The organism is Amycolatopsis balhimycina FH 1894, from assembly GCF_000384295.1.
GTDB classification, from domain to species: domain Bacteria; phylum Actinomycetota; class Actinomycetes; order Mycobacteriales; family Pseudonocardiaceae; genus Amycolatopsis; species Amycolatopsis balhimycina.
Window position 1 is genome coordinate 7,749,178 of record NZ_KB913037.1, and the last position, 23,792, is coordinate 7,772,969.

Annotated in this window: 25 protein-coding genes and 1 pseudogene; 21 read left to right on the forward strand and 5 right to left on the reverse strand. The window is 69.9% G+C overall.

The window, feature by feature from the left end; all coding sequences use genetic code 11:
• The first annotated feature begins 40 nt into the window (after window positions 1-40).
• The 13 genes from A3CE_RS0135740 to A3CE_RS0135800 all read left to right on the forward strand — a co-directional run bounded on the left by A3CE_RS0135740 (window position 41) and on the right by A3CE_RS0135800 (window position 11,655).
• The gene (locus tag A3CE_RS0135740) at window positions 41-232 is read left to right on the forward strand and encodes a ferredoxin (protein WP_020644904.1); all 192 of its coding nucleotides are present in this window, start codon (window positions 41-43) and stop codon (window positions 230-232) included.
• A gap of 82 nt (window positions 233-314) precedes the next feature.
• The gene (locus A3CE_RS0135745) at window positions 315-1,172 is read left to right on the forward strand and encodes a 3-oxoacyl-ACP reductase (protein WP_020644905.1); all 858 of its coding nucleotides are present in this window, start codon (window positions 315-317) and stop codon (window positions 1,170-1,172) included.
• The gene (locus A3CE_RS0135750) at window positions 1,166-1,927 is read left to right on the forward strand and encodes a glucose 1-dehydrogenase (RefSeq protein WP_026469183.1); all 762 of its coding nucleotides are present in this window, start codon (window positions 1,166-1,168) and stop codon (window positions 1,925-1,927) included. Before A3CE_RS0135745 ends, A3CE_RS0135750 begins: the two co-directional genes overlap by 7 nt.
• Window positions 1,928-2,025: 98 nt before the next feature.
• A complete protein-coding gene (locus A3CE_RS0135755; RefSeq protein WP_026469184.1) occupies window positions 2,026-2,814 on the forward strand; it encodes an MlaE family ABC transporter permease in 789 nt (262 codons plus the stop codon).
• A complete protein-coding gene (locus tag A3CE_RS0135760; RefSeq protein WP_020644908.1) occupies window positions 2,814-3,665 on the forward strand; it encodes an MlaE family ABC transporter permease in 852 nt (283 codons plus the stop codon). Before A3CE_RS0135755 ends, A3CE_RS0135760 begins: the two co-directional genes overlap by 1 nt.
• Window positions 3,662-4,984: an MCE family protein gene (locus A3CE_RS0135765; RefSeq protein WP_020644909.1), complete on the forward strand. Its 1,323-nt coding sequence runs from the start codon at window positions 3,662-3,664 to the stop codon at window positions 4,982-4,984. Before A3CE_RS0135760 ends, A3CE_RS0135765 begins: the two co-directional genes overlap by 4 nt.
• Complete coding sequence (locus tag A3CE_RS0135770) at window positions 4,981-6,018, forward strand: MCE family protein (RefSeq protein WP_026469185.1); 1,038 nt, start codon at window positions 4,981-4,983, stop codon at window positions 6,016-6,018. The genes A3CE_RS0135765 and A3CE_RS0135770 overlap by 4 nt, the downstream gene beginning before the upstream one ends.
• A gap of 95 nt (window positions 6,019-6,113) precedes the next feature.
• The gene (locus A3CE_RS0135775) at window positions 6,114-7,115 is read left to right on the forward strand and encodes an MCE family protein (protein ID WP_020644911.1); all 1,002 of its coding nucleotides are present in this window, start codon (window positions 6,114-6,116) and stop codon (window positions 7,113-7,115) included.
• On the forward strand, window positions 7,112-8,305 hold the full coding sequence (locus tag A3CE_RS0135780) for an MCE family protein (protein WP_020644912.1): 1,194 nt from the start codon (window positions 7,112-7,114) through the stop codon (window positions 8,303-8,305). The genes A3CE_RS0135775 and A3CE_RS0135780 overlap by 4 nt, the downstream gene beginning before the upstream one ends.
• Window positions 8,302-9,465: an MCE family protein gene (locus A3CE_RS0135785; RefSeq protein WP_020644913.1), complete on the forward strand. Its 1,164-nt coding sequence runs from the start codon at window positions 8,302-8,304 to the stop codon at window positions 9,463-9,465. The genes A3CE_RS0135780 and A3CE_RS0135785 overlap by 4 nt, the downstream gene beginning before the upstream one ends.
• Window positions 9,462-10,691 (forward strand): MCE family protein, encoded by a 1,230-nt coding sequence (locus A3CE_RS0135790; RefSeq protein ID WP_020644914.1) that lies wholly within the window; start codon window positions 9,462-9,464, stop codon window positions 10,689-10,691. The genes A3CE_RS0135785 and A3CE_RS0135790 overlap by 4 nt, the downstream gene beginning before the upstream one ends.
• Entirely contained in the window at window positions 10,688-11,176 is a 489-nt protein-coding gene (locus A3CE_RS0135795; RefSeq protein WP_026469187.1) for a hypothetical protein, read from the forward strand. Before A3CE_RS0135790 ends, A3CE_RS0135795 begins: the two co-directional genes overlap by 4 nt.
• A complete protein-coding gene (locus tag A3CE_RS0135800) occupies window positions 11,173-11,655 on the forward strand; it encodes a hypothetical protein (protein ID WP_020644916.1) in 483 nt (160 codons plus the stop codon). The genes A3CE_RS0135795 and A3CE_RS0135800 overlap by 4 nt, the downstream gene beginning before the upstream one ends.
• 7 nt (window positions 11,656-11,662) lie before the next feature.
• Here the strand turns inward: A3CE_RS0135800 and A3CE_RS0135805 are convergent, their stop codons facing one another.
• Genes A3CE_RS0135805 through A3CE_RS0135815 form a run of 3 tightly spaced genes read right to left on the reverse strand, consistent with a single transcriptional unit; the run spans window position 11,663 to window position 13,630 of the window.
• A complete protein-coding gene (locus A3CE_RS0135805) occupies window positions 11,663-12,754 on the reverse strand; it encodes an MAB_1171c family putative transporter (protein WP_020644917.1) in 1,092 nt (363 codons plus the stop codon).
• A complete protein-coding gene (locus tag A3CE_RS0135810; RefSeq protein ID WP_020644918.1) occupies window positions 12,747-13,217 on the reverse strand; it encodes a hypothetical protein in 471 nt (156 codons plus the stop codon). Before A3CE_RS0135810 ends, A3CE_RS0135805 begins: the two co-directional genes overlap by 8 nt.
• A complete protein-coding gene (locus A3CE_RS0135815; RefSeq protein ID WP_020644919.1) occupies window positions 13,214-13,630 on the reverse strand; it encodes a helix-turn-helix domain-containing protein in 417 nt (138 codons plus the stop codon). Before A3CE_RS0135815 ends, A3CE_RS0135810 begins: the two co-directional genes overlap by 4 nt.
• A 409-nt stretch (window positions 13,631-14,039) precedes the next feature.
• Here A3CE_RS0135815 and A3CE_RS52145 point away from each other — a divergent pair, with 409 nt between their 5' ends.
• Together A3CE_RS52145 and A3CE_RS52150 are read left to right on the forward strand one after the other, a co-directional pair.
• On the forward strand, window positions 14,040-14,450 hold the full coding sequence (locus tag A3CE_RS52145; RefSeq protein WP_020644920.1) for a peptidase inhibitor family I36 protein: 411 nt from the start codon (window positions 14,040-14,042) through the stop codon (window positions 14,448-14,450).
• A complete protein-coding gene (locus A3CE_RS52150; RefSeq protein ID WP_020644921.1) occupies window positions 14,425-15,345 on the forward strand; it encodes a hypothetical protein in 921 nt (306 codons plus the stop codon). The genes A3CE_RS52145 and A3CE_RS52150 overlap by 26 nt, the downstream gene beginning before the upstream one ends.
• A 9-nt stretch (window positions 15,346-15,354) precedes the next feature.
• Here A3CE_RS52150 and A3CE_RS0135830 read toward each other — a convergent pair whose 3' ends face one another.
• On the reverse strand, window positions 15,355-15,834 hold the full coding sequence (locus tag A3CE_RS0135830; RefSeq protein ID WP_020644922.1) for a hypothetical protein: 480 nt from the start codon (window positions 15,832-15,834) through the stop codon (window positions 15,355-15,357).
• A 63-nt stretch (window positions 15,835-15,897) separates the two neighbouring features.
• Between A3CE_RS0135830 and A3CE_RS0135835 the strand changes: the two genes are divergently transcribed.
• The 3 genes and pseudogenes from A3CE_RS0135835 to A3CE_RS52155 form a co-directional block, all read left to right on the forward strand.
• Window positions 15,898-17,139: an aspartate aminotransferase type Ic gene (locus A3CE_RS0135835; RefSeq protein WP_020644923.1), complete on the forward strand. Its 1,242-nt coding sequence runs from the start codon at window positions 15,898-15,900 to the stop codon at window positions 17,137-17,139.
• 116 nt (window positions 17,140-17,255) lie between these two features.
• Window positions 17,256-18,233, forward strand: a complete 978-nt coding sequence (locus tag A3CE_RS0135840) for a ferritin-like domain-containing protein (RefSeq protein ID WP_020644924.1) — start codon at window positions 17,256-17,258, stop codon at window positions 18,231-18,233.
• 78 nt (window positions 18,234-18,311) lie between these two features.
• A pseudogene (locus A3CE_RS52155) lies at window positions 18,312-19,415 on the forward strand (FAD-dependent oxidoreductase); the annotation flags it as partial.
• 56 nt (window positions 19,416-19,471) lie between these two features.
• Here A3CE_RS52155 and A3CE_RS53705 read toward each other — a convergent pair.
• Window positions 19,472-20,521 (reverse strand): LacI family DNA-binding transcriptional regulator, encoded by a 1,050-nt coding sequence (locus tag A3CE_RS53705; RefSeq protein WP_051183808.1) that lies wholly within the window; start codon window positions 20,519-20,521, stop codon window positions 19,472-19,474.
• Between the two features lie 160 nt (window positions 20,522-20,681).
• On the opposite strand from A3CE_RS53705, the gene A3CE_RS0135860 reads away from it, so the two are divergent.
• From A3CE_RS0135860 to A3CE_RS0135870, 3 genes are read left to right on the forward strand one after another with little or no spacing between them, the layout of a single operon-like run.
• Complete coding sequence (locus A3CE_RS0135860) at window positions 20,682-21,962, forward strand: ABC transporter substrate-binding protein (protein WP_020644928.1); 1,281 nt, start codon at window positions 20,682-20,684, stop codon at window positions 21,960-21,962.
• Window positions 21,962-22,891: a carbohydrate ABC transporter permease gene (locus A3CE_RS0135865; RefSeq protein WP_020644929.1), complete on the forward strand. Its 930-nt coding sequence runs from the start codon at window positions 21,962-21,964 to the stop codon at window positions 22,889-22,891. Before A3CE_RS0135860 ends, A3CE_RS0135865 begins: the two co-directional genes overlap by 1 nt.
• A gap of 9 nt (window positions 22,892-22,900) precedes the next feature.
• A complete protein-coding gene (locus A3CE_RS0135870; protein ID WP_020644930.1) occupies window positions 22,901-23,785 on the forward strand; it encodes a carbohydrate ABC transporter permease in 885 nt (294 codons plus the stop codon).
• Window positions 23,786-23,792: the final 7 nt, after the last annotated feature.

Sequence of the window (23,792 nt, forward strand, 5' to 3'; positions counted from 1 at the left end):
CCTGTTCTAGTTGTACCAGGACTCACGTGGCGGAGGAAGCATGGAGATCGGGGTCGACCGCTCGCTCTGCGAGGCGAACGCGGTGTGCCTGGGGTTCGCGCCGGACATCTTCGACCTGGACGACGACGAAGAACTCGTCATCCGGCCGGGCGCGGTACCCGACGACCAGGTAGAACGTGTTTCCGACGCGATCAAGGGCTGCCCGAAGAACGCCCTGTTCATTACTAGTTAGCAGTGTTCACTCAGAGGGTTGCTCTGAACGAGAACAGATTCTACTGTAGGCCAGATCCAGGACTCGACGAGGAGGTCCCGCGGTGAGCCTGACCGGCAGGACAGCGATCGTAACGGGGGCGGCCGCCGGGCTGGGGCGGGCCGAAGCGCTCGCACTGGCCGCGCGGGGCGCCACCGTCGTCGTCAACGACATCAGCGAGCCGAAGGACGTCGTCGACGAGATCGAGACGGCGGGCGGCCGGGCCGTCGCGGTGGCCGGCGACGTCGGGGAGCGGGCCACGGCCGACGCGCTCGTGCAGGCCGCGCTGGACCTCGGCGGGCTCGACATCGTGGTCAACAACGCGGGCGTGCTGCGCGACAAGATGCTGTTCTCGATGTCCGACGACGACTGGGACACCGTGCTCCGGGTCCACCTGCGCGGGCACTTCCTGTTGTCCCGCAACGCCACGAAGTTCTGGCGCGACAGGTCCAAAGCGGACGGGAAGCCGGTGTACGGGCGCCTGGTCAACACGGCGTCCGAGGCGTTCCTCTTCGGCTCGCCGGGCCAGCCCAACTACGCCGCCGCGAAGGCGGGCATCGTCGCGCTCACCGTCTCGGCCGCCCGCGGCCTGGCCAAATACGGCGTCCGCGCGAACGCAATCTGTCCGCGCGCGCGGACGGCGATGACCGAAGGCGTGTTCGGTGCTGCCCCTGCCGACGGCGCCGATCCCCTCTCGGTCGAGCACGTCGCCCCGTTCGTCGCCTACCTCGCGTCACCCGCGGCCGAGCACGTCAACGGCCAGGTGTTCGTGGTGCACGGCGGGGAGGTCGCCCTGGTCGAACCCCCGCGGATCGAGCGCCGCTGGGGGCTCGACGAACTCGAAACCACCGTGAGCGCGTTCTTCGCCGAACGCGATCCCGCACGGATGTTCGCCGTCTCTGAGATCGTGGAGGAATCGTGAGGCTGGACGGGAAGATCGCCCTGATCACCGGGGCCGCCCGCGGGCAGGGCGAGGCCGCCGCCCGCGCGTTCGTCGCCGAGGGCGCGAAGGTGGTCATCGCCGACATCCTCGACGACGAGGGCAAGCAGCTGGCCGCCGAACTCGGCGAGCAGGCCGTCTACCAGCACCTCGACGTCGGCGACGAGGACGGCTGGACGGCCGCGGTCGAGCGCGCGACCACCGAGTTCGGCGCCCCGAACGTGCTGGTCAACAACGCGGGCATCCTCCATTTCTCGGAGCTCGGCAAGACGACGCTGGCCGATTACGAGCGCGTGATCCGGGTGAACCAGATCGGGGCGTTTCTCGGGATGCGTTCGGTCGTTGAACCGATGACCGCCGCCGGCGGTGGCTCCATCGTCAACGTGTCCTCTGTGGAGGGACTGGCCGGGATGCCCTACCTCGTCGCCTACACCGCGAGCAAGTTCGCCATCCGCGGGATGACCAAGGTCGCGGCCATGGAGCTGGGCAAGAAGCACATCCGCGTCAACTCGGTGCACCCCGGCGCGATCGACACCAAGATGGTCGAGACCGCGGCGGGCGGCCAGAAAGTCGACATGTCGTACGTCGGGAAGAAGGTCGCGCTGCGGCGGGTCGGGCAGCCCGAGGACGTCGCCAAGCTGGTGTTGTTCCTGGCCAGCGACGAGAGCGCGTACTGCACGGGAGCGGAGTTCGTCGCGGACGGCGGCGCCACGGCGACGCACGCCCTCAACTTCTGAAGGAGCACTGCCGAAGAGCTGAGTGAACACCGCTAACAAAAGCGGATATCGGGGTTGCGCAAGACTCGGGAGTCAATGACGACGTACTGGGAGGTGTGGTGAGCGACAGCACTGGCACGCTCCCGGGAACCGCGGCCCTGACGCAGGTCGGCCGCCTGGCGACGCTTTCCTGGGAAGTCCTGCGCGCGATCTTCAAGCGCCCCTTCCAGGCGCGGGAGTGGATCCAGCAGTGCTGGTTCTTCGCGAGCGTCACGATTCTCCCGACGGCGCTGGTGGCCATCCCGTTCGGCGCGGTGATCGCGCTGCAGCTCGGCTCGCTGACCGCGCAGATCGGCGCCCAGTCGTTCACCGGCGCGGCCAGCGCGCTGGCCATCGTGCAGCAGGCCAGCCCGCTGATCACCGCGCTGCTGGTCGCGGGCGCCGGCGGCAGCGCGGTCTGCGCGGACATCGGCGCGCGCAAGATCCGCGAAGAGATCGACGCCATGGAAGTCCTCGGCGTCAACCCGATCCAGCGCCTCATCGTGCCGCGGGTGCTCGCCGCGATGGTGGTTTCGGTGCTGCTCAACGGCTTGGTCAGCGTCGTCGGCGTGCTCGGCGGTTACTTCTTCAACGTCGTCCTGCAGGGCGGCACGCCGGGGGCGTACCTGGCCAGCTTCAACGCGCTCGCGCAGGTCCCGGACCTCTGGGTCAGCGAGATCAAGGCGCTGCTGTACGGCTTCGTCGCCGGGGTCGTCGCGGCGTTCCGCGGGCTGAACCCGCCGCCTGGGCCGAAGGGCGTCGGCGACGCGGTCAACCAAGCTGTCGTCATCACGTTCCTGCTGCTGTTCCTGATCAACGTCGTGCTCACCGCGATCTACCTGCGGATCGTCCCGCCGAAGGCCATGTGATGACGGCGGAACCCCTGGACACCACCGACCGGACGCTCGAGTACCTCGCGCGCCCGGGGCAGAGCCTGGAAGGCCTCGGCAAGCAGCTCTCGTTCGCGGCCAAGGCGCTCGCCTGGTCGCCGCGGACGATCCGCCGCTACAGCCGGGAAACCCTGCGGCTGCTCACCGAGGTCTGCTTCGGCACCGGCGGCCTCGCGGTCATCGGCGGCACGCTCGGCGTGATGATCGGGATGACGCTGTTCACCGGGCTCATCGTCGGCCTGCAGGGCTATTCCGCGCTCAACCAGCTCGGCACGGCCGCGCTCACCGGGTTCATCTCCGCCTACTTCAACACCCGCGAAGTCGCGCCCCTTTCGGCCGGGCTCGCGCTGTCCGCGACCGTCGGCTGCGGCTTCACCGCGCAGCTCGGCGCGATGCGGATTTCCGAGGAGATCGACGCGCTCGAAGTCATGGGCGTGCCGAGCATGCCGTACCTCGTGACGACGCGGGTGCTCGCCGGCGTCGCCGCGGTGATCCCGCTGTACGCGGTCGGCTTGCTGTCGAGCTACCTCGCGTCCCGGCAGATCACCATCTGGCTCTACGGCCAGTCCGCGGGCACCTACGACCACTACTTCACGCTGTTCTTGCCCCCCGGCGACGTCCTCTGGTCGTTCGGGAAGGTGATCGTGTTCAGCGTGCTCGTGATCCTTTCCCATTGTTATTACGGCTTCAACGCCAGCGGCGGCCCGGCCGGCGTCGGCGTCGCGGTGGGCCGCGCGGTGCGGACGTCGATCGTGCTGATCTCGGTGCTGGACTTCTTCCTCAGCCTGGCGATCTGGGGCGCGAACACCACGGTGAGGATCTCGGGATGAGGCGCGAGCTCTGGCAGCGGCTCCGGTACCAGGTGCTGGGGCTGGCCTTCCTGCTCGTCGCCGCCTTGTTCATCGCGTCCACGCTCGCCGTCTACAACAAGGCCTTCACGCCCGTGACGCTCGTGAAGCTCGAGACCGACCGCGTCGGCAGCCAGCTGCGCACCGGCGGGGACGTCAAGGTCCGCGGCATGCTCGTCGGCGAAGTCCGGTCGGTGCTCGCGAAGGGCGACCACGCCGAGCTGGAGCTGGCCCTGGACCCGGACAAGACGGCCGTCATCCCGGCGAACGTGTCGGCGCGGTTGCTCCCGAAGACGCTCTTCGGCGAGCGCTATGTCGCCCTGCAGCTGCCGGCCACGAAGGAACGGCCGATCAAGGCCGGCGACGTCATCCCGCAGGACCGCAGCAGCGCCGCGATCGAGCTGCAGAAGGTCCTCGACGACGTGATGCCGCTGCTGCAGGCGGTCCAGCCGGAAAAGCTGTCGAGCACGCTGACGGCGGTGGCGACCGCGCTCGACGGCCGCGGCAAGCAACTCGGCCAGACCCTCGCCGGCCTGTCCGGCTACCTCGGCAAGCTCAACCCGTCGCTCCCGGACATCAAGGCCGACATCACCGGCCTGGCGAACGTCGCGGACACCTACGACAAGGCGGCGCCCGACCTGCTGCAGGCGCTGTCCGACCTGACGACCACGAGCCGCACGATCGTCGACCAGCGCGCCCAGCTGAGCGACCTCTACGCGACGGTCACCGCCGCTTCCGTCGACCTCACGAACTTCCTGCAGGTCAACAAGGACAACCTGATCCGGCTCACCACGGCGATCCAGCCGACGCTCGACGTCCTGGCCAAGTACGCGCCCGAGTACCCGTGCCTGCTGAAGCAGCTGGCCGGCGAGGTCGCCCCGGCCGAGCTGGCCTTCGGCAAGGGCACCGCGCACCCCGAGGTCAGCCGGGTCACCATCGAGTTCGCCGCCAGCCGCGGCAAGTACCTGCCCGGCGTCGACGAGCCGAAGTACGAGGACAAGCGCGGCCCGCGCTGCTACCCGCAAGTCCCGAAGCCGGGAGTGTGGCCGCAATACCCGCCCGACGGCGCCATCAAGGACGGCTCGAGCAAGCCCGCGCCGCCGAAGAACCCGCCCGAGACACTGCCCGCGGGCAGTGGGGCCGTCGGTGGGAACGGCACGATCGTCGGGTCGGCCTACGAGGACGACCTGATCGACCTGCTCGCCTCGCCCGCCCTCGGCACTTCGCCCGGCGACGTGCCCGGCTGGGCCGGCCTGCTCGTCGGGCCGCTCTACCGCGGGGCGGAGGTGGAGCTGAAGTGAGGAGTTTCGTCCCGTCCTTGGTGAAGCTGGGCATCTTCGCGGTGGTCACCGTGCTGCTCACCGGGATCCTCGCGGCCACCATCGCGAACACCAACTTCGGCGAGACCTCCGGCTACCTGGCCAAGTTCACCGACGCGTCCGGCCTCAAGGAAGGCGACGACGTCCGCATCGCCGGCGTCAAGGTCGGGCAGGTCGACACGATCGAGGTCGTCGAGGGGGAGCGGAACCTCGCGCAGGTCCGGTTCGACATCGAACACGCCTACCGGCTGCCCGAGACGGTGACCGCGACGATCAAGTACCGCAACCTCGTCGGGCAGCGCTACCTCGCGCTCGGTACCGACGTCCCAGGGGACAAGACATTGCCGGACGGCGGCACGATCCCGCCCGAGCGCACCAAGCCCGCGTTGAACCTCACGGTGTTGTTCAACGGCTTCAAGCCGCTGTTCAAGGCGCTCAGCCCGAAGGACGTCAACCAGCTCTCGGCCGAGATCATCAGCGTCTTCCAGGGCGAGGGCGGCACGATCACCAGCCTGCTCCAGCACACCGCGTCACTGACGACCGCGATCGCGAGCAAGGACCAGGTGATCGGCCAGGTCATCGCCAACCTCAACACCGTGCTCGGCACGGTCAACGCCCACGGCGCCCAGCTCGGCGACCTCATCGAACAGACCCAGAAACTCGTCAGCGGCCTGGCCGAGCAGCGCAAGCCGATCGGGGACGCGGTCAGCGCGCTCGGCGACCTCGCGGTGTCGACCACCGGCCTGCTCGCCGACGCGCGCCCGGCGCTGAAGGACGACGTCGCGAAGCTGGGCACGCTCTCGCAGAACCTCGGCGACTCCGGCGTGCTGCTCAACCACCTCCTCGAGGTGCTGCCGGGCAACCTGCAGAAGTTCACCCGGACGCTGAGCTACGGCAGCTGGTTCAACTACTACCTGTGCGGGATCACCGGCACCATCGGCATTTCCTCGCTCGACATCACGCTGCCGATCATCCCGATCCCCGGCACCCAGCGCGCGGAGAGGTGTGGGCCATGAGCCGTTTGGGGGGTCCAGGGGGGCTTGTCCCCCGGCCGGGGTCTGGGGCTCGGCCCCAGAAGACATGGAAGCCGCTGAAGGAACGCAATCAAGCGATGGTCGGCGCGGTCGCGCTCGTGCTGATCGTGCTCGTCACGGCCACGACGTACTTCTCCGACCAGCTCCCGTTCTTCGGCAACGGCACGACGTACTCGGCGTACTTCGGCGAGTCCGCGGGGCTGGCGCCGGACAACGAGGTCGAGGTCGCCGGCGTCAAGGTCGGCACGGTGTCGTCGGTGAAGCTCGCGGGCAAGCAGGTCCTGGTCAGATTCCGGGTCAAGGACGTCCGGGTCGGCGACGCGACGACGGCGTCCATCGAGATCAAGACGCTGCTGGGGGAGAAGTACCTCGCGCTCGACCCGAAGGGCGGCGGCGCGCAGGAGCCGAACTCGGCCATTCCCCAGGCCCGCACGCGCACGCCGTTCCAGCTGCAGGACGCCTTCGAGCAGCTGTCGACGACGGTCGGCGACATCGACACGAAACAACTGGCGGACAGCTTCAACGCGCTTTCCGACAGCCTCAAGGACAGCCCGCAGTACCTGAAGGACACCCTCAACGGGCTGTCGTCCCTGGCGAAGACGGTGTCCTACCGCGACGCCGACCTCCACACGCTGCTGGCGAACACGAGTCAGGTCTCGAAGACACTGTCCGACCGCAACGCCCAGCTGCAACGCGTGATCAGCGACGGCAACCTGCTGCTCACCGAGCTGCAGAACCGCAAGGCCGCGATCAACGCCCTGCTCACCGGCACCCGGCAGCTGTCGCAGCAGCTGACCGGGCTGGTCCAGGACAACCGCGACCAGCTCAGGCCGACGCTGGAGAAGCTCGGGAAGGTGACCGACATCCTGCAGCGCAACCAGGGCAACCTCGACAAGAGCCTGCGGCTGATGGCGCCGTTCGCCCGCGTCGGCGCCAACGCCACCGGCAACGGCCGCTGGTTCGAGGGCTACCTGTGCGGGCTGCTGCCGCCGACGATCACCATCGGTGGGCTGCACATCAACCCCGAAGGCTGCACCCCGCCGATCGCCGCGCCGAACCAGGGGGTGGGCGGCCGATGACCATCCGCACCTACCGCGGCCGGAGCCTCGTGACGTGGCTGGCGTTCGCGTGCGTCCTCGCGCTGATCGTCACCGCCGGGCTCTACCTGGTGTTCCGGTCGTCGAGCGGCACCAAGCTTTCCGCGTACTTCGGCAAGACCGTCGGGCTGTACGCGGGTTCGTCGGTGCGGGTGCTCGGCGTGCCGGTCGGCCGGGTCACCGACGTCACGCCCGAGGGTGACGCGGTCCGCGTCGACATGCGGGTCGACGACGTGCCGCTGCCGGCCGGCGTCGGCGCGGTCGTCGTCGCGCCGAGCCTGGTCAGCGACCGGTACGTCCAGCTGACGCCGGCCTACGACAGCGGGCCGGTCCTGGCGACGGGCACGGTCCTGCCGCGCGAGCGCACGGCGACGCCCGTCGAGCTGGACGACCTCTACTCGAGCCTGGACAAGCTCTCGACGGCGCTGGGGCCGAACGGCGCCAACAAGAACGGCGCGCTGTCCGGCGTGCTCGACACCGCGGCGAACACGTTGAAGGGCAACGGTGCTTCGCTGAACTCGACGGTCGGGCAGCTCGCCCAGCTCGCGAAGACCCTCGACGGTTCGAAGGACGACCTGTTCTCGACCGTGCGGAACCTGAACTCGTTCACCGGCGCCCTGGCCCAGAGCGACCAGCAGCTCAACGAGTTCTACGGCCGCGTCGCCGACGTCAGCCGGTTCCTCGCCGCCGACTCCGCCGACGTCGGGGCCGCGCTGCAGTCCCTCGGTGGCGCGCTCGGCGACGTCCAGCAGTTCGTCAACGACAACAAGGCCGCGCTGGAGTCCAATGTGGACAAGCTGGCGTCGCTGTCGAAGGTGCTCGTCGACCAGCGCGCCGCGCTCGCCGAGGTGCTCGACATCGCCCCGACCGGCGCCACCAACTTCATCAACTCCTACGACGCGGCGTCGGGCACCATCGCCGTCCGCGACAATTTGAACGAGCTGACCAACCCGCCGATCCTCACCGTGTGCCGGCTGATCAGCGCGGTCACGCCGAAGGAAGTCCCCGACGCGCTCGGGAACATCTGCAAGCAGCTCGCGCCGATCCTGGACGGCGCGCTCAAGCTGCCGACGATCCCGCAGGTGCTCAACTCCCTGCAGAACGGGACACTCCCGCCGTTGCCGCTCCCGCTGGTCGACGTGATGGAACAGCTTTCCGGTGGTGCGAAGTGAACCGGCGGCAGCGGATCGCCGGCGCGCTGGCCGGGGTGCTCGTCCTGGCCGGCTGCAGCGACGGCGGGTTCAACGGCCTCTACGGCATGCCGCTGCCGGGCGGCGCCGACGTCGGCGACCACCCGTACCACGTCACCGCGCTGTTCACCGACGTGCTGGACCTGGTGCCGCAGTCGAGCGTCAAGGTCAACGACGTCGCGGTCGGCCGGGTCGACAAGATCACCCTGACGCCGGACACGCGGTCCGCGCTGGTGGCGATGACCGTCAACGGCGACATCGCGCTGCCCGCGAACGCCCGCGCCGAGCTGAAGCAGTCCAGCTTGCTGGGGGAGAAGTTCGTCGAGCTGAGCGTGCCCACGACCGAACCGGCCACCGGGAAACTGGCCGGCGGTGCGCAGATCCCGCTCGGGCGCACCAACCGCAACCCCGAGGTCGAAGAGGTGCTCGGCGCGCTTTCCCTGCTGCTCAACGGCGGCGGCGTCGAGCAGATCCAGAAGATCAGCCACGAACTGAACGACGCGCTGTCGGGCAACGAGCCGGAGATCCGGGCGCTGCTGTCCCGGGTGGACGAACTGGCGACGCAGCTCGACGGGCACAAGACGGAGATCCTGCGCGCGATCGACGGGCTCGGAAAGCTCTCGAAGACCTTGACGGGGCAGACGCAGAACCTGACGAACGCGCTCGACAACCTCGCGCCGGGCCTGAAGATCGTCACCGACCAGCGCGACCAGCTCGTGAGCATGCTCAACGCGCTGAACACGCTGTCCGGCGTCGCGGTCGAGACCGTGACGAAGAGCCGCGACCAGCTCGTGGCGAACCTCAAGGCGCTGCAGCCGACGTTGACGAAGCTCGGCGAGGCGGGCCAGAACCTGCCGAACGCGTTGCAGATCCTGCTGACCTACCCGTTCCCGGACTACGCGGGCAATGTGATCAAGGGCGACTACGCGAACGTCGAAGCGAACGTGAACCTCGATCTGGACGTCTTGATCCAGAACTTCACGAACTCGTCGCAGCCGCCGATCGCGCTGCCGTCCGGGATCGGCGGTCAGCAGACCCCGCTCGCGCCGCCGCTGCCGCTGCCCGACCTCGGCTCGGGTCCGCAGGCCGCGGGCCCCGACCTGCTGGGCGGGCTGCTCGGCCTGATCGGGGGTGGCCGGTGACCCGCAAGATCCGCGTCCAGCTGCTCGCGTTCGTCGTCATCGCGGTGGTGTCCGTCGTCTACGCCGGCGGCCACTACGCCGGGCTGGACCGGCTCTTCGGCAACCGCGGCTACGTCGTCACCGCGCAGCTGACCGACTCCGGCGGCATCTTCGTCAACTCCGAGGTCGCCTACCGCGGGGTCACGGTCGGCCGGGTGACGTCGATGACGCTCACCGAGCACGGCGTCGACGTCGCCCTCGACATCGACGCGGGCGCGCCGGACATCCCGGCCGACGCGCACGCGCAGGTGGCGAACCGGTCGGCGGTGGGGGAGCAGTTCGTCGACCTGCTGCCCCAGCACAACGGCGGCCCGTTCCTGACGGACGGCTCGGTGATCACCGCGGACAAGACGTCGCTGCCGCCGTCGCCGGACACGGTGCTCAGCCACCTCGACGACCTCGTCGCGAGTGTGCACCCGGATTCGCTGCGGACGGTCGTCGACGAGACGTACGACGCGTTCGCGGGCGCGGGACCGGAGCTGCAGCAGCTGCTCGACAGCACGGGTTCGCTGACCGCGGTGGCCGCGCAGTACGTGCCGCAGACGCAGGGGCTGCTGGCGAACTCGCGGATCGTGCTGGGCACCCAGGAACGGCAGGCGGCGAACATCACCGACTTCGCCTCCGGCCTTCGCGCGATCGCGGGTCAGCTCAAGAAGTCCGATCCGGACCTGCGGCGCGTGATCGCGCAGGCACCGCGGCTGAGCAGGCAGATCAGCGACGTGCTCGCCGCGTCCGGGACCGACCTGGGCGTGCTGTTCGCCAACCTGCTGACGACCGCGCAGATCACGACGTCCCGCAAGGACTCCATCGAGGAACTGCTGGTGGCGTACCCGATCATCTCGGCGTTCTCGCCGTCGACGTCCCCGGACGGCACGGGTCACCTCGGCGTGGTGTTCAACTTCTTCGACCCGGCTTCGTGCACGAAGGGCTACGAAGGCACGAAGGAGCGTCCGGCCAACGACACCACCGAAGCGCCGGTGAACACGAAGGCCTACTGCGCCGAGCCGCCGGGCAGCCCGACCGGTGTGCGCGGGGCGCAGAACGCGCCCTACGCGGGCAAGCCGCCGGCCGTTCCCGCGGCGCCGCAGCAGCAGGCCGCGTCGGCTCCTCAGCAGCTTCCGGGGATGCTGAGCCTGCTCACCGGGCCGTCGGCGGGCGGACTGGGCAAGCTGCTGGGCGCGCCGTGAGGTTCCGTCTCCTGGTGGCGGCCGCGGTGGTTTCCGTGCTGGCGGCGGCTTTCTCGGGCTGGTCGTGGTGGCGCGCGGCCACCGACGACGCGTCGGCGCGCGGACGCGAGCGGGACGCGGTGCTGGCGGCGGCGGGGCCTTCACTCGTCACGTTGAACACGATCGACTACCGCACGGCGGCGGCGGACGTGGACCGCTGGATAGCGGCGACGACGGGGCAGTACGGGAAGGACCTCGAAGGCGACCGCCAGCTGCAGATCGACCGTGCTTCCACAGCTCGCACGGTTTCTTCGGCCTCGCTGGTGCAGGCGGCGGTGACGGAGATCGACGTTTCCCACGGGACGGCGCGCCTCCTGGCGGTGCTCGACGTCCGGGTTTCCGCTGGAGGCGGCGCGGTCACCCCGAAGATGAACCGGCTGACCGTGGACGTGGCCCGGTCCGACGCGGGGTGGAAGATCGCCGGCGTCCAGGCGGCGGGCTCATGACGCGCGTCCTGGCGGCGGTGGTGGTGCTGGCCCTGGGGTGCGCGGTGTGGCTCGGCATCGAGACGGCGTCCCTGTCCCCGGGCGACAACCAGGCCCTGGTGGACCCGGCGGCGACTTCCGAAGTGACGTCGGAGGTGAGTGACGCGGTGAAGGCGGTGTTCTCCTACGACTACGCGAACCTGGCCCGCACCGAGCGGGCGGCCGCGGAGGTCCTGACCGGCGACGCGGTCCGCCAGTACCAGGCCCAGTTCGCGTCGGCCCGAACCCGGGCGACGTCGGAAAAGCTGATCCGCACGACCACGGTCCGGGCGATCGGGGTCCGATCGTTGCGGGGCGACTCCGCGGATCTGCTCCTGTTTCTGGACCAGCAGACGGTGGCCCAGGGCGGGGGAGCGCCGTCGTCGTCGGTGGCCCAGCTGTCGGTGACGGCGAAACGGGTCGACGGCCGCTGGAAACTGGCGACGTTGACGGCGCTCTAGTGCCGCGTCAGCCGTTCCGGTCACCGATCTTCCGCCGGTAGGCATCCGCGACGTCACGCAGGTAGGTCGTGTCACTGGCGAGGTCGCCGCCGCCGGACACCACGGCCGCCGGCTCCCTCGGTGCCGCCCCGCGGGCACGGGCAAGCAGGGCCTCGGCGACGACCGCGGCCTCGACCTCCGCTTCCAAGCTCCGGCCCGCCAGCCCCGCTCGCTGCGCCCCTCTTCTCGCCGCGACGGCCACCATGGGGTCCCGGTACGGGTGGAGCGCCAGCAGCCCGTCGCGGATCTCGATCACCCGCCGGTACAGGCGCAGCTTCAGGTTCCCGAGCGCCACCGCGCCGGGCGGGTCGAGGGCGATCTCCGGGTCGGCCCGGTACAGGTCCGTCCACAGCGGGCTCAGGCGGCGGTAGAGGCGGTAGCGCGACAGCCAGCCGGCCACCGCGGGCAGTGCGACGCCGGACAGGACCAGCACGTGGGCCACCATCGGGAGGATCTTGCCGACCAGGAACTCGCGGCCCAGCGGATAGTCGAAGTCCCACCGCGGGGACGCCGCCAGGATCGTCTTGTTGACCAGATACAGCATGGCCGCGGCGGTACCCGCGACGACGAGCCACAGGCCGGTCCGCAACGCCGGGTCACCGGCGATCCGGGCGTAGCGCAGGCACAGCACGATCACCCCGGCGAACGCCGGGATCTGCGCGGCGGCGTAGGCGAAGCAGTACTCCATCACCCACGGCGACTGTGGCATCAGGTTCGGCGTGAGCGCGAAGAACACGCACATCACCACGAACATCCCGGCGATCCACCAGCTCTGCCGGCGAAATCCGGCCGGCGTCCCGTTCAGGTGCGCCAGGCACCGCTGCGCCGCCCATGCCGCGAACAGCACGCCCGCGTGCCCCACCAGCCGCGGCAGGTCGACGGCACCGGTCAGCTCCTTGATCACCGCGTGCCCGGCCGGGGTCAACGCCGTCAGCGAGACGGCCAGGCCGCCGAACACCCACCGCACCGACCGGCGGCCGCGGTCCTGCCCGCCCCGCCGGACCGCGAACAGGCTCCAGGCCAGGATCGGCGGCCCGTACCGGACCAGCCATTCACCCATCGCCGTCCCCCAGCGCGTCGCGGAGCCGGTCGAGCGGGCCCGCGCCCCCGCGTGCCCGCTGCTGGATCAGCGACGCGAGCATCTCGGCCTCGCGCTCCTCCGCCGTCGAGTAGCCGGACCGGCCGAGAACCCGGCGCACCATCTCGGGATCCAGGCTGGGGAGCAGGGCCTGGGCGGACAGCGACCCGGGGTAGTGGTCGCACACCACGTGGCTCAGCTCGTGCAGGATGATGTGCTCCTGGTGCGGCGGCGTGGTCACCTCTTCGTAGAAGATCAGGTCCGTGGTGGCGGTCGCCACCCAGAGCCCGCAGACCCCGCTCAGCCCGGCCATCGGGAACAGCCGGATCGGCCGCCCGCGCTCGCGGGCGACCTGCTCGCACAGGGTTCGGGCGTCGAACGGGACCGGCATCGGCAGGTCGCGCAGGCGCGCTTCACAGCGCTTGCGCAGTCGCCGGTCGCTCACTGCCGCGCGTCCGGATCGGGCAGCCCTTCCAGTTCGCGCACGCGGTCGACCATCTCCGCGATGGCCTCCAGGCTCTTCGGCGACAACCCGTTGGCGCGCAGGGCGATCTGCCGCACCGGCGCGTCGCGCAGGACGCTGAGCACCGCGAGTTCGGCGTTGATGCGCTCCGCTTCGGCGTCGTCGAAGAAGTAGGCGGCCGGGACGCCGAAGAAGCTCGCCAGCGCCTCCAGATGCCGCTTGGTCGGGTTGTCCCGCAGGCCCTTGCGCAGCTGCCAGAGGTAGGTCGCCGAAATGGTGGGGCCGCCCTTGGCGCGGATGGCCTCGGCGACCTCTTCGAAGGAGTACTCGTTGCCCGTGCGCGGCCGCACGGTGCTGAACAGGTGGTCCACCTTCGCGGCGAGCGTCTCCGGCATGGGGCCAGTTTACCGGTCATCAGCTGACGTGAAGCCGGTAAGCACCACAAGGAGCACCGGAGTTGACGGTTCTTTCAGGTCAGCTTATGCTCATGCTCGTCTTCATCAGCTGATATGAAGTGACCGCGACGACGAGGGGGCCTCGTGGAGCTCGTAGTTCAGCCTGAGCCGGTTGTGGGCGCTGGAGGCGCGCCCATCGTCTGACACCGGCCGGGCGGCCGGCTTACGCCGAGACGCCGCCTGGGAGCAAGCAGCGTCATTCCTCGCGTGTTCCCCGTCCGCCCGGCGTTTTCGCCGGGCGGGGGCCGGGCGTGCGCGGAAATTCCGGGGAATGGCCGGATTTGTCATTCATCAGCATTAGTCAGCATTAGTCAGCATTAGTCAGCATTAGTCAGAGGGAGGAAAAACCATGTCCGCACATTTCTTGCGCAAGACCGTCGCGGCGGGGGCCGCGTTGGCCGCCGTCGCGACCGGGCTGGTCGCCACCGCCGGGACCGCCGGCGCGACCGAGACCATCGACAACACCTGTCCGCGCCTGTACTTCTGCCTGTACTACAACTCGAACCGCGCCGGCGCGATCGCGACCTTCTTCAACCGGGACGCCAACTTCGCCGATGACTACTTCGCCGGGAGCGGCGCCGGACGCGGGCAGGTCGTGAAGAACAACGCGGCCTCGGCGCAGAACAACCAGACCGGCCTCGAGGCGTGGGTGTGGTTCAACAGCAACTTCGGTGGTGCGCACGACGTCGTGCTCCGCAGCAACTGGCGCAACCTGACCGCGACGTACAACGAAAATGCCTCGTTCGACTGGCACAGCTGACCGGCCGGGCTCGCGGAGGCGCCTCGCCTCCGCGGGCCTGCTGGTCCTCCTGACCGCCTGTTCCGCCACGCCGCCCGCGGCCGACCCGCTCGCGCTGCCTTCGCCGGCCTCGATCGTGGTCGACGGGATCCGGCAGATCGGCGACAGCACGAACCTGACGCTGCCGATCGATCCCTACCAGTGGAGCGACAGCGACACACGGGCGATGGGCCGGGCATTGGACCGGGCGGCCGGGCGCTGCCTCGCCGGGTTCGGGCTGGCCATGCCGGTCGTGCCGGCGATGCCCGACGTCGGACCGGCGTCGGTGACCGCGCGCCGGTACGGCCTGACCTCCGCGGCCGAGGCCGCGGCGAGCGGCTACCGGCTCAAGGCGGCGATGGACGCCGGTCCCCGGCCGGCACCACCACCGGCCGATCCCGATGTCGCGGCGGCATTGCACGGCTCGACCGGCCGGGTCAGGGGACGCGTGGTCCCAGCCGGTGGCTGTGCGGGACAAGCCGCCGCCGAACTCGGGGCTGGGGCGAAACCCGGGGCAGCCGATCTGGTTCAGGACATCAACATCCGGTCCTGGGAGCTGTCCCGGACGCATCCGGTGGTGACCGCCGCGTTCCGGGCATGGTCCGCCTGCATGAAGAAGGCCGGCGCCGACTATCCGGACCCGATGGCCGCGATGAACGACCGGCGGTTCACCGGAGTGCCGGCACCGCGGGAAATCGGCGTGGCCCGGGCGGACGTGGCGTGCAAGACGGCCACGAACACCACCGGGATCTGGTACGCGGCCGAAGTCGCCGTGCAGCGGAAGCTGGTCGAACGAAACCAGAGCGCCTTGACCGTCGCCCAACGCGTGAAGAACGATCAGCTCGCGCTCGCACGGAAAACCCTGGCGGCGCCTTGAGCTCCGGAGCTAGCCGTCCCAGACCGCGGCGCCCTGGCGGAGAACCTCCACATCGGACGGTGTGGCGACCGGCCACAGCTCGACCACATACCGGTAGTGCTCGCCGAATTCGTGCTCGTTCCAGGTGGTCGGGGGCGGATCGGCGGGCACGTACGACACCCGCGCCCGGTAGAGCCCGGGAAGCACCGAGAAGAACCTTTCCTGCGACGGGTAGTCCGAAGGCCCGGAAATCACGAGCTTCCCGCTCGGAACCGGAAGATCCGCTTCCACCACGTGCTCGGCGTCGGGTGCCAGGGCCGGCGCCGAGGGCAGCAGCGTCACCGACGACTCCACCACGTCCGAGCGCGCCGTCGCGATCGCGATCCCGGACGGCTCTGCCCCGATCCGGTGAGTTTCCACGGCTTCCGGGGTCCAGCCGCTGCCCGTCAGGCGGGAAGCGGCGTCCCGCACGGAGAACTGCCGCTGGTCGGCGTGGACGACGAGATGCACACGAACCACCCTAGCCAGGACCCGCCCCGAAATGGTATCGACACCGGGGTTAGCGTTGACGCCATGACCACTGCTTCCGTCGACGTCGACACGGCCCGCAGCGACTACGCGGCCCTGGTCGGCCGAGGCCTCTCCCTGGACATCACCCGCGGCAAGCCGTCCCCCGAGCAGCTCGGCCTTTCGAACGCGCTGCTGAGCCTCCCCGGCGACGGCACGTTCAAGGCGGAGGACGGCACCGACGTCCGCAACTACGGCGGCCTCCAGGGCCTGCCGGAACTGCGCCGCATCTTCGCCGGCGCGCTGCAGGTGCCCGCCGGGCAGCTGCTCGCCGCGGGCAACTCCAGCCTCGAGCTGATGCACGACGCCGTCGTCCAGGCCCTGCTGAGCAAGCTGCCCGGCGCCGAGCGCCGCTGGGCCGACGAGCCGCAGGTGAAGTTCCTCGCCCCCGTCCCGGGCTACGACCGCCATTTCGCGCTCACCGAGCGCTTCGGCATCGAGCTGGTCCCGGTCGCGATGACCGACGAGGGCCCCGACATGGACGCCGTCGAGACGCTGGTCGCCGAGGACCCCGCCGTCAAGGGCATCTGGTGCGTGCCGAAGTACAGCAACCCCACCGGCGTCACGTTCAGTGACGACGTCGTCCGGCGGCTCGCCACCATGCGCACCGCGGCATCCGACTTCCGGATCTTCTGGGACAACGCCTACACCGTGCACCACCTCACCGACGACGAGCCGGAGCTGGCCGACCTCCTCGCCCTGGCGACCGAGGCGGGGAACGCCGACCGCGTGTTCGTGTTCGGCTCGACGTCGAAGATCACCCTCGCCGGCGCCGGGGTCGGCTTCTTCGGCGCGTCCGAAGCCAACCTCGCCTGGTGGACCGGGAACATCGGCAAGCGCACGATCGGCCCGGACAAGGTCAACCAGCTGCGGCACGCCCACTTCCTCAAGGACGAGGACGGCGTCCGCACGCACATGCGCAAGCACGCCGAGATCATCGGCCCGAAGTTCGCGGCCGTCGACCGCATCCTCACCGAGGAGCTCGCGGACCTGGCGTCCTGGACCAAGCCGACCGGCGGGTACTTCATCACGCTGACCGTCCCGCAGGGCACCGCGAAGGAGGTCGTGCGGCTGGCGAAGGAGGCCGGCGTCGCGCTGACCCCCGCCGGGGCGACCCACCCGCACGGCGACGACCCGGCCGACGCCGTCATCCGCATCGCGCCGACCTTCCCGAAGCTGGAAGAGGTCGAAGAGGCCGTGCGCGCACTCGCCGTGTGCGTCCGGCTCGCGGTTGCGCAGCGCAGCTGACCTGGGAAAACGGAAGTCGATCAAAAATTCTTCCGTTTTGACCGAGCCGGGGGCCGTCGAGATACGTATGACCGGTGGGTGAGGTGGACGAACTCGTCACGAGAGGACGTCCCCCGGTGTTCGGAAAACGCTACACAGAGCAGCTGATCGAGCGCAGCGCGGAGAACGCGACCGACCGCCGCCGCTTCCTCAAGGCTGCGGGAGCGGCGGGGCTCGGCGTCGCGGGTGCCGGCGCGCTTGGCACGGCGCTGTCGCTGGGCCTCGGCTCGGCTGGTGCCACATCGCAGTACGGTGCGCAGGGAGGTGACAAGGCGAAGGAGGCGGCGAGCGATGCCGCCGTGCTGAACTTCGCGCTGAACCTCGAGTACCTCGAGGCGAACCTGTACTCGTTCGCCGTCTCCGGCTATGGGCTGAACGAGAAGTACGTCAACGGCATCGGCAACCTGGGCAAGGTTTCCGGCGGGCACGCGGTGAAGTTCAAGAGCGAGCACACCAAGCAGATCGTCCAGGAGATCGCCGGCGACGAGGTCGCCCACGTCACCTTCCTGCGCAAGGCGCTCGACAAGGCCGCCGTCGCGCAGCCGGAGATCGACTTCCAGAACAGCTTCACCGCGGCCATGCAGGCGGCCGGGGTGATCCAGAAGGGTCAGACGTTCGACCCGTTCGCGAGCGAGAACAACTTCCTGCTCGCCGCGTTCCTGTTCGAGGACGTCGGCGTGTCGGCCTACAAGGGCGCGGCGCCGCTGGTGAACAACAAGACGTTCCTCGACGCGGCGGCGGGCATCCTCGCGGTCGAGGCCTACCACGCGGGCATCGTGCGTAGCCAGCTGTTCGAGCGCGGCCTCGGCGACATCACGAACAAGATCTCCGACGCCCGCGACAGCCTCGACGGCAAGGCCGACGACGACGAAGGCGTGCTGAAGGACGGCAAGGCGAACCTCGTGCCGGCGGACGCCAACGGCATCGCGTTCGGCCGCTCGGCTGACCGCGTGCTCAACATCGCCTACCTGAACCCGGACAAGGTGACCTCGGGTGGCTTCTACCCGCGCGGCCTCAACGGCGAAATCGCCACGAGCGGTGCGAAGGAGAAGTAGGCACCGCGTGCCGCCGCCACGGTAACGTCACAGGCGGCGGCACGCGGAGTCGATGGGGTGTGGGGTGGGGGACGCGAGATGCGGGTACTGGTCGCGGGTGGCGGGATCTCCGGCACGGTCACGGCGATGGCGCTGAGACTCGCCGGGCACGAGCCCCGCGTGTTCGAGGCCTATCCCGCCGGCGGGGACGACATCGGGGCGTTCCTCACGATCATGCACAACGGCATGGACGCGCTGCGGGCGATCGACGCGGACCGGCCGGTGATCGACGCGTCCTTCGCCGCGTACGGTGTCGAGCTCGTCGCCCCTACGGGGGAAACCGTGGGGCGGCGTGAGTTCGACACCGAAGGCCTCGACGGGCCGCGCACCCTGACCCGCGCGACGCTCTACCGCGTCCTGCAGGACGCGGCCGCGCGCCGAGGCGTTCCGCTGGAGCGCGGGCGGCAGCTGGTGGGCGCCACGACGGGTCCGGACGGCATCACGGCGGAGTTCGCCGACGGGACCACCGCGACCGGCGACGTCCTGGTCGGCGCCGACGGCCTGCGCTCGACCGTCCGGCGGCTGATCGACCCGGCCGCGGACGAACCGCGCTACACCGGACTGACCGTGGTCTACGGCTATACGCGGGCCGGCGGCCTGCCCGCGGCGCCCGGGATCTACCGGATGATCCGCGGCAGCAAGGCGGCCTTCGGCTTCACCACCGACCCCGGCGGAGCCACGTTCTGGTTCGCCCGCATCCCGGACCCCGAGCGGTCGCGCGAGGAGATCGCCACGGTCACACCGGCGGGCTGGCGGGCGTTCGCGCACGCGGCGTTCGACGGCGATCCGTTGCCCTGCGCGGACATCGTCGCCGCCACCGGCGACGAGGTCTTCGGCGGCCACTCCTACGACGTCCCGGAAACCCGGGTCTGGTCGACGCCCGAGATGGTCCTGACCGGCGACGCCGCCCACGCCGCGTCCCCGGCCGCCGGCCAGGGCGCGTCGATGGCCCTCGAAGACAGCGTGATCCTCGCCCAGTGCCTGCGCGATCTGCCGGACCCGGCGTCGGCTTTCGCTGCGTACGAAGGACTTCGCCGCGAACGCGTCGAAAAGCTGGTGGCGGCGAGCGCGGGCGGAGACGTCGGCGAGGAACGCGACTGGCTGTACTCGCACCACATCGACTGGACCGCCAAGATCACCGCCGGACGTCGACCCGGGCCCCAAACGCCCCACTGTGGGGCGCATGACCGCCTGGGCGATCAGCGACGCGGGTGCCCGCCGCAGGAGTCGCGGACCACCAGTTTCGTGGGCAGCAGCACCGGTTCCGGCGCCCCCGCGTTCTCGATCATCGCCAGCATCGCGCCGGCCGCCGCCGTGCCGAAGCCCGGCTTGTCCTGGGCCACCGTCGTGAGTGCCGGGTCCACCAGGGACGCCACCTCGATGTCGTCGAAGCCCACCACCGCCAGGTCGCCGGGCACCCGCAGGCCGGCCGCGCGGGCCGCGAGCAGCGCGCCGACCGCCATCTCGTCGCTGGCCGCGAACACCGCCGTCGGCGGGTCCTTGCGGGCCAGGAGCCGCCGCATGCCGACGAACCCGCTCTCGCGGTAGTAGTCCCCGGTGATCACGAGGTCCTCCCGTGCCGTCAACCCCGCTTCGGCCAGGCCGCGCAGGTAACCCTCGGTGCGGGCGGCGGCGGGCGCGTTGCCGCGCGGGCCGGTGATCGTCGCGATCCGGCGGTGACCGAGGGCGGCCAGGTGCCGGACGGCCTCCGCCGCGCCCCCGGCGTTGTCCGAGGTCACGTGCGTCGCCCGCGGGCCGGACAGGGCCACGTCGAGCGCGACGCACGGCAACCCGGACTGGGCGAACGCGGTGAAGGCGTCGGCGTCCGTCCCGCTGTCGATGAGCACCAGCCCGGCCAGGTGGTGCCGGCGGGTCATGCTGACGTAGCCGATCGGGTCGGCCAGCGACACGCCCGGGCGACGGTCGCGGGCGTCGTCGCTCGTGGCGAGCAGCAGCAGGTGGTAGCCGTGCGAGCTCAACGCGGACTTGAGGCCCAGCAACAGGTCCTGCAGGAACGGGTGTCGCCAGCCGGGCCGCCGGTGGTCGGTGTCCCAGACCAGCCCGACCATCGCCGACTGCTGCCGCGACAGCGCCCGCGCCGATTCGTTCGGCGAAAAGTCGAGGTCCCGCGCGACGCGTTCGACGCGTTCGCGCGTCGTCGCGCTGACCGTGGCGGGGCGGTTGAAGACCCGTGACACGGTGGCGACGGAAACCCCGCAGAGCTGCGCGACCTCGCGGGCGGTGACCATGGCGACCTCCGTTCTTGTAACCGGTTACATCTCTAGCACACGACCTCTGACTGCGTAAACGGCAAACTGCGTTATCACTTCGTTACTTGACGACACCGTGCTGGGAGCGCTCTCATGGGACCCGCGTTTTCCGACCGGCCAGCAGAACAACGGAGATCTCATGCGCCCGAAAACGAGAAACCGCCGGATCCGCCTGCTCGCCGGGGTGGGTGCCACCCTGGTCGCGCTCACCGCGCTGAGCGCCTGCGGGGACAGCGGCGCCGCCGGCGGCAAGATCAAGCTGAGCCTCGGCCTGTTCGGCAACTTCGGCTACACCGACCTGATCAAGGAGTACCAGGCGGCACATCCGGACATCGAGATCACCGAGCGGACCGCCGCCTACTCCGACCACCACAAGAACATCGCCGCGCACCTGGCCACCGGCGCCGGCGCCGCCGACATCGAAGCCGTCGACACCGGGTACGTCGCCCAGTTCAAGGCGACGCCGGACAAGTTCGTCGACCTCAACACCGTGGGCGGCGACAAGCTCAAGGACCGCTGGCTGGACTGGAAGTGGGCCGCGTCGCTGGGCAAGGGCGGGCAGCAGATCGGCTACGGCACCGACGTCGGCGGCCTGGCCATCTGCTACCGCCGCGACCTGTTCGAGCAGGCCCAGCTGCCCGCGGACCGCGACGCCGTCTCCGCGCTCTGGCCCACCTGGCAGGCGTTCTTCGAGACCGGCAAGCGCTTCCAGGCCAAGGCGCCGAACGGCGTCAAGTTCATGGACGGCGGCCCGACCGTGCTCAACGCGATCGTCGGCCAGGCCCCGGTCGGGTACTACGACCAGAGCGACCAGATCGTCGTGGGCACCAACCCGGCGCTGCGCCAGGGCTGGGACCTCGTGGCCGACGCGGTCAAGGCGAACCTGAGCGCTGGGCTGCTCTACAGCACGCCGCCGTGGAACACCGGCTTCACCAAGGGACAGTTCGCGACCGTCACGTGCCCGGCGTGGATGATGACCAAGATCAAGGACCAGGCGCCGGACACCGCGGGCAAGTGGGACATCGCGAGCGTGCCCGGCGGGGGCGGCAACTGGGGCGGCTCCTACCTGACCGTGCCCAAGCAGGGCAAGCACACCAAGGAAGCCGCGGACCTCGCCGCGTGGCTGACCGCGCCCGAACAGCAGGCGAAGGTCTTCACCAGCAAGGGCCTGCTGCCCTCGACGCCGTCGCTCTACGACGACCCGAAGATCACCGGCTACACGAACCCGTTCTTCAACAACGCTCCCGTCGGCAAGCTCTTCACCGAAGCGGCGAAGAAGCTGAACCCGCAGTACCAGGGTCCGAAGGCCGGCGACGTCCAGACGGAGTTCGGCAACGCGATGCAGCGCGTCGAGCAGGGCAAGCAGGACGGCGCGGCGGCGTGGCAGCAGCTGGTCGGTGACGTCGCGAAGATCAAGTGATGGCGGTCGAAACGCTGACCTTCGCCGAGCGGCGGCAGAAGTGGGACGTCAAGCTGTCGCCGTTCGGCTTCATCAGCCCGTACTTCCTGATCTTCGGCGTCTTCGGGCTGTTCCCGCTGCTCTACACGGCGTTCGTGTCGCTGCAGAAGCGGAACCTCATCGACGCCGACGCGGCCACGTTCATCGGCCTCGGCAACTACGACCAGCTGCTGTTCCACGACCCGTACTTCTGGAACGCGATGGGGAACACGGTCAGCCTGTGGCTGCTGACCACGATCCCGCAGATCCTGTTCGCGCTCGGCATCGCGCACCTGCTCAACCGGCGGCTGCGCGGGCGGACGATGTTCCGGATGGGGATGATCCTGCCCAACATCACCTCGGTGGCGGCGGTGACGATCATCTTCGCGCAGCTGTTCGGCCGGGACTTCGGGCTGATCAACTGGGTGCTGAGCTGGTTCGGCGCCGGGCAGGTCGACTGGCAGGCCGGCACGGCCAGCTCGCACACCGCCATCGCGTCGATGGTGGTGTGGCGCTGGACCGGTTACCACGCGCTGATCTTCCTGGCGTCGATGCAGGCGATCCCGTCGAGCATGTACGAGGCCGCCACCCTCGACGGTGCCAAGGGGTGGCAGCAGTTCTGGCGGATCACCGTGCCGCTGCTGCGGCCGCAGATCATCTTCTCCACGGTGATCGCGACGACCGGGAACATGCGGCTGCTCGCCGAGCCGCTGCTGTTCAACCCCGGCACCGCGGCCGCCACCGGCGGGTCGGACCGGCAGTTCCAGACCGCCGCGCTCTACCTCTACGAGCAGGGCTTCACCAAGTACGACTTCGGCTACAGCTCGGCGATCGCGCTGATCCTGGCCGTGGCCACGATGCTCGTCGCGGGGCTGTCGTACCTGGTCACCCGGCGCATCCAGACGGACTGAGGAGCGGACATGACCACCGTGCTGACCCCGGCCGCGCCCGCGCCGCCGGCGGCCCCCGGGCGGGCCCGGCGCATCGTGCGCCGGGTCGCGAGCCCATGGACCTACGCCGCGCTGATCGCGATCCTGGCCGGCTCGGCGTTCCCGGTGTACTGGTCGTTCGTCGTCTCCTCGCAGACGACGGAGGCGGTCGGGAGCGTGCCGCCGGTCCTGGTGCCCGGCGGGCACCTGTTCGAGAACATCGCCCGCGTCTTCGACGAGACGGACTTCGCGCTGGCGCTGGGCAACTCGCTGATCGTCGCGGGCACGATCACCGTCTCGGTGGTGCTGTTCTCGACGCTCGCCGGGTTCGCCTTCGCCAAGATGCGGTTCCGCGGGCGGACGGCGTTGCTGCTCCTCGTGGTCGCCACCCAGGCGATCCCGACCGAGCTGGGTGTCGTGCCGCTGTACATGATGATGGCCGACTTCGGGTGGGCCGGGCAGCTGCAGGCGGTGATCGTGCCCGGCCTGGTCACCGCGTTCGGCGTGTTCTTCATGCGCCAGTACTTCGAGCGGGCGCTGCCGCTCGAGCTGCTGGAGGCCGGGCGGATGGACGGCTGCGGGTCGCTGCGGCTGTTCTGGCACGTGGCCCTGCCCGCCGCCCGCCCGGCCGCGGCCGTGCTCGGGCTGTTCACCTTCATGCAGGCGTGGAACGACTTCTTCTGGCCACTGGTCGTGCTGGTGCCGGAGAACCCGACCGTCCAAACCGCACTGTCCACTCTGGCCAGTGGCTACACCACCGACTACACGCTCGTGCTCACCGCCGCGACCATCGGCACCGTCCCCGTCCTGCTCGTGTTCCTGCTGTTCGGCCGCCAGATCGTCGGCGGCATCATGCAGGGCGCGCTCAAGGGCTGAACCACCC

Coding starts and splice junctions, on each gene's coding strand:
- A3CE_RS0135740 (WP_020644904.1), top strand. CDS start 41: ATGGAGATCGGGGTCGACCGCTCGCTCTGCGAGGCGAACGCGGTGTGC.
- A3CE_RS0135760 (WP_020644908.1), top strand. CDS start 2,814: ATGACGGCGGAACCCCTGGACACCACCGACCGGACGCTCGAGTACCTC.
- A3CE_RS0135765 (WP_020644909.1), top strand. CDS start 3,662: ATGAGGCGCGAGCTCTGGCAGCGGCTCCGGTACCAGGTGCTGGGGCTG.
- A3CE_RS0135775 (WP_020644911.1), top strand. CDS start 6,114: ATGGTCGGCGCGGTCGCGCTCGTGCTGATCGTGCTCGTCACGGCCACG.
- A3CE_RS0135780 (WP_020644912.1), top strand. CDS start 7,112: ATGACCATCCGCACCTACCGCGGCCGGAGCCTCGTGACGTGGCTGGCG.
- A3CE_RS0135800 (WP_020644916.1), top strand. CDS start 11,173: ATGACGCGCGTCCTGGCGGCGGTGGTGGTGCTGGCCCTGGGGTGCGCG.
- A3CE_RS0135805 (WP_020644917.1), bottom strand. CDS start 12,754: ATGGGTGAATGGCTGGTCCGGTACGGGCCGCCGATCCTGGCCTGGAGC.
- A3CE_RS0135815 (WP_020644919.1), bottom strand. CDS start 13,630: ATGCCGGAGACGCTCGCCGCGAAGGTGGACCACCTGTTCAGCACCGTG.
- A3CE_RS52145 (WP_020644920.1), top strand. CDS start 14,040: ATGTCCGCACATTTCTTGCGCAAGACCGTCGCGGCGGGGGCCGCGTTG.
- A3CE_RS52150 (WP_020644921.1), top strand. CDS start 14,425: ATGCCTCGTTCGACTGGCACAGCTGACCGGCCGGGCTCGCGGAGGCGC.
- A3CE_RS0135835 (WP_020644923.1), top strand. CDS start 15,898: ATGACCACTGCTTCCGTCGACGTCGACACGGCCCGCAGCGACTACGCG.
- A3CE_RS53705 (WP_051183808.1), bottom strand. CDS start 20,521: ATGGTCACCGCCCGCGAGGTCGCGCAGCTCTGCGGGGTTTCCGTCGCC.
- A3CE_RS0135860 (WP_020644928.1), top strand. CDS start 20,682: ATGCGCCCGAAAACGAGAAACCGCCGGATCCGCCTGCTCGCCGGGGTG.
- A3CE_RS0135865 (WP_020644929.1), top strand. CDS start 21,962: ATGGCGGTCGAAACGCTGACCTTCGCCGAGCGGCGGCAGAAGTGGGAC.
- A3CE_RS0135870 (WP_020644930.1), top strand. CDS start 22,901: ATGACCACCGTGCTGACCCCGGCCGCGCCCGCGCCGCCGGCGGCCCCC.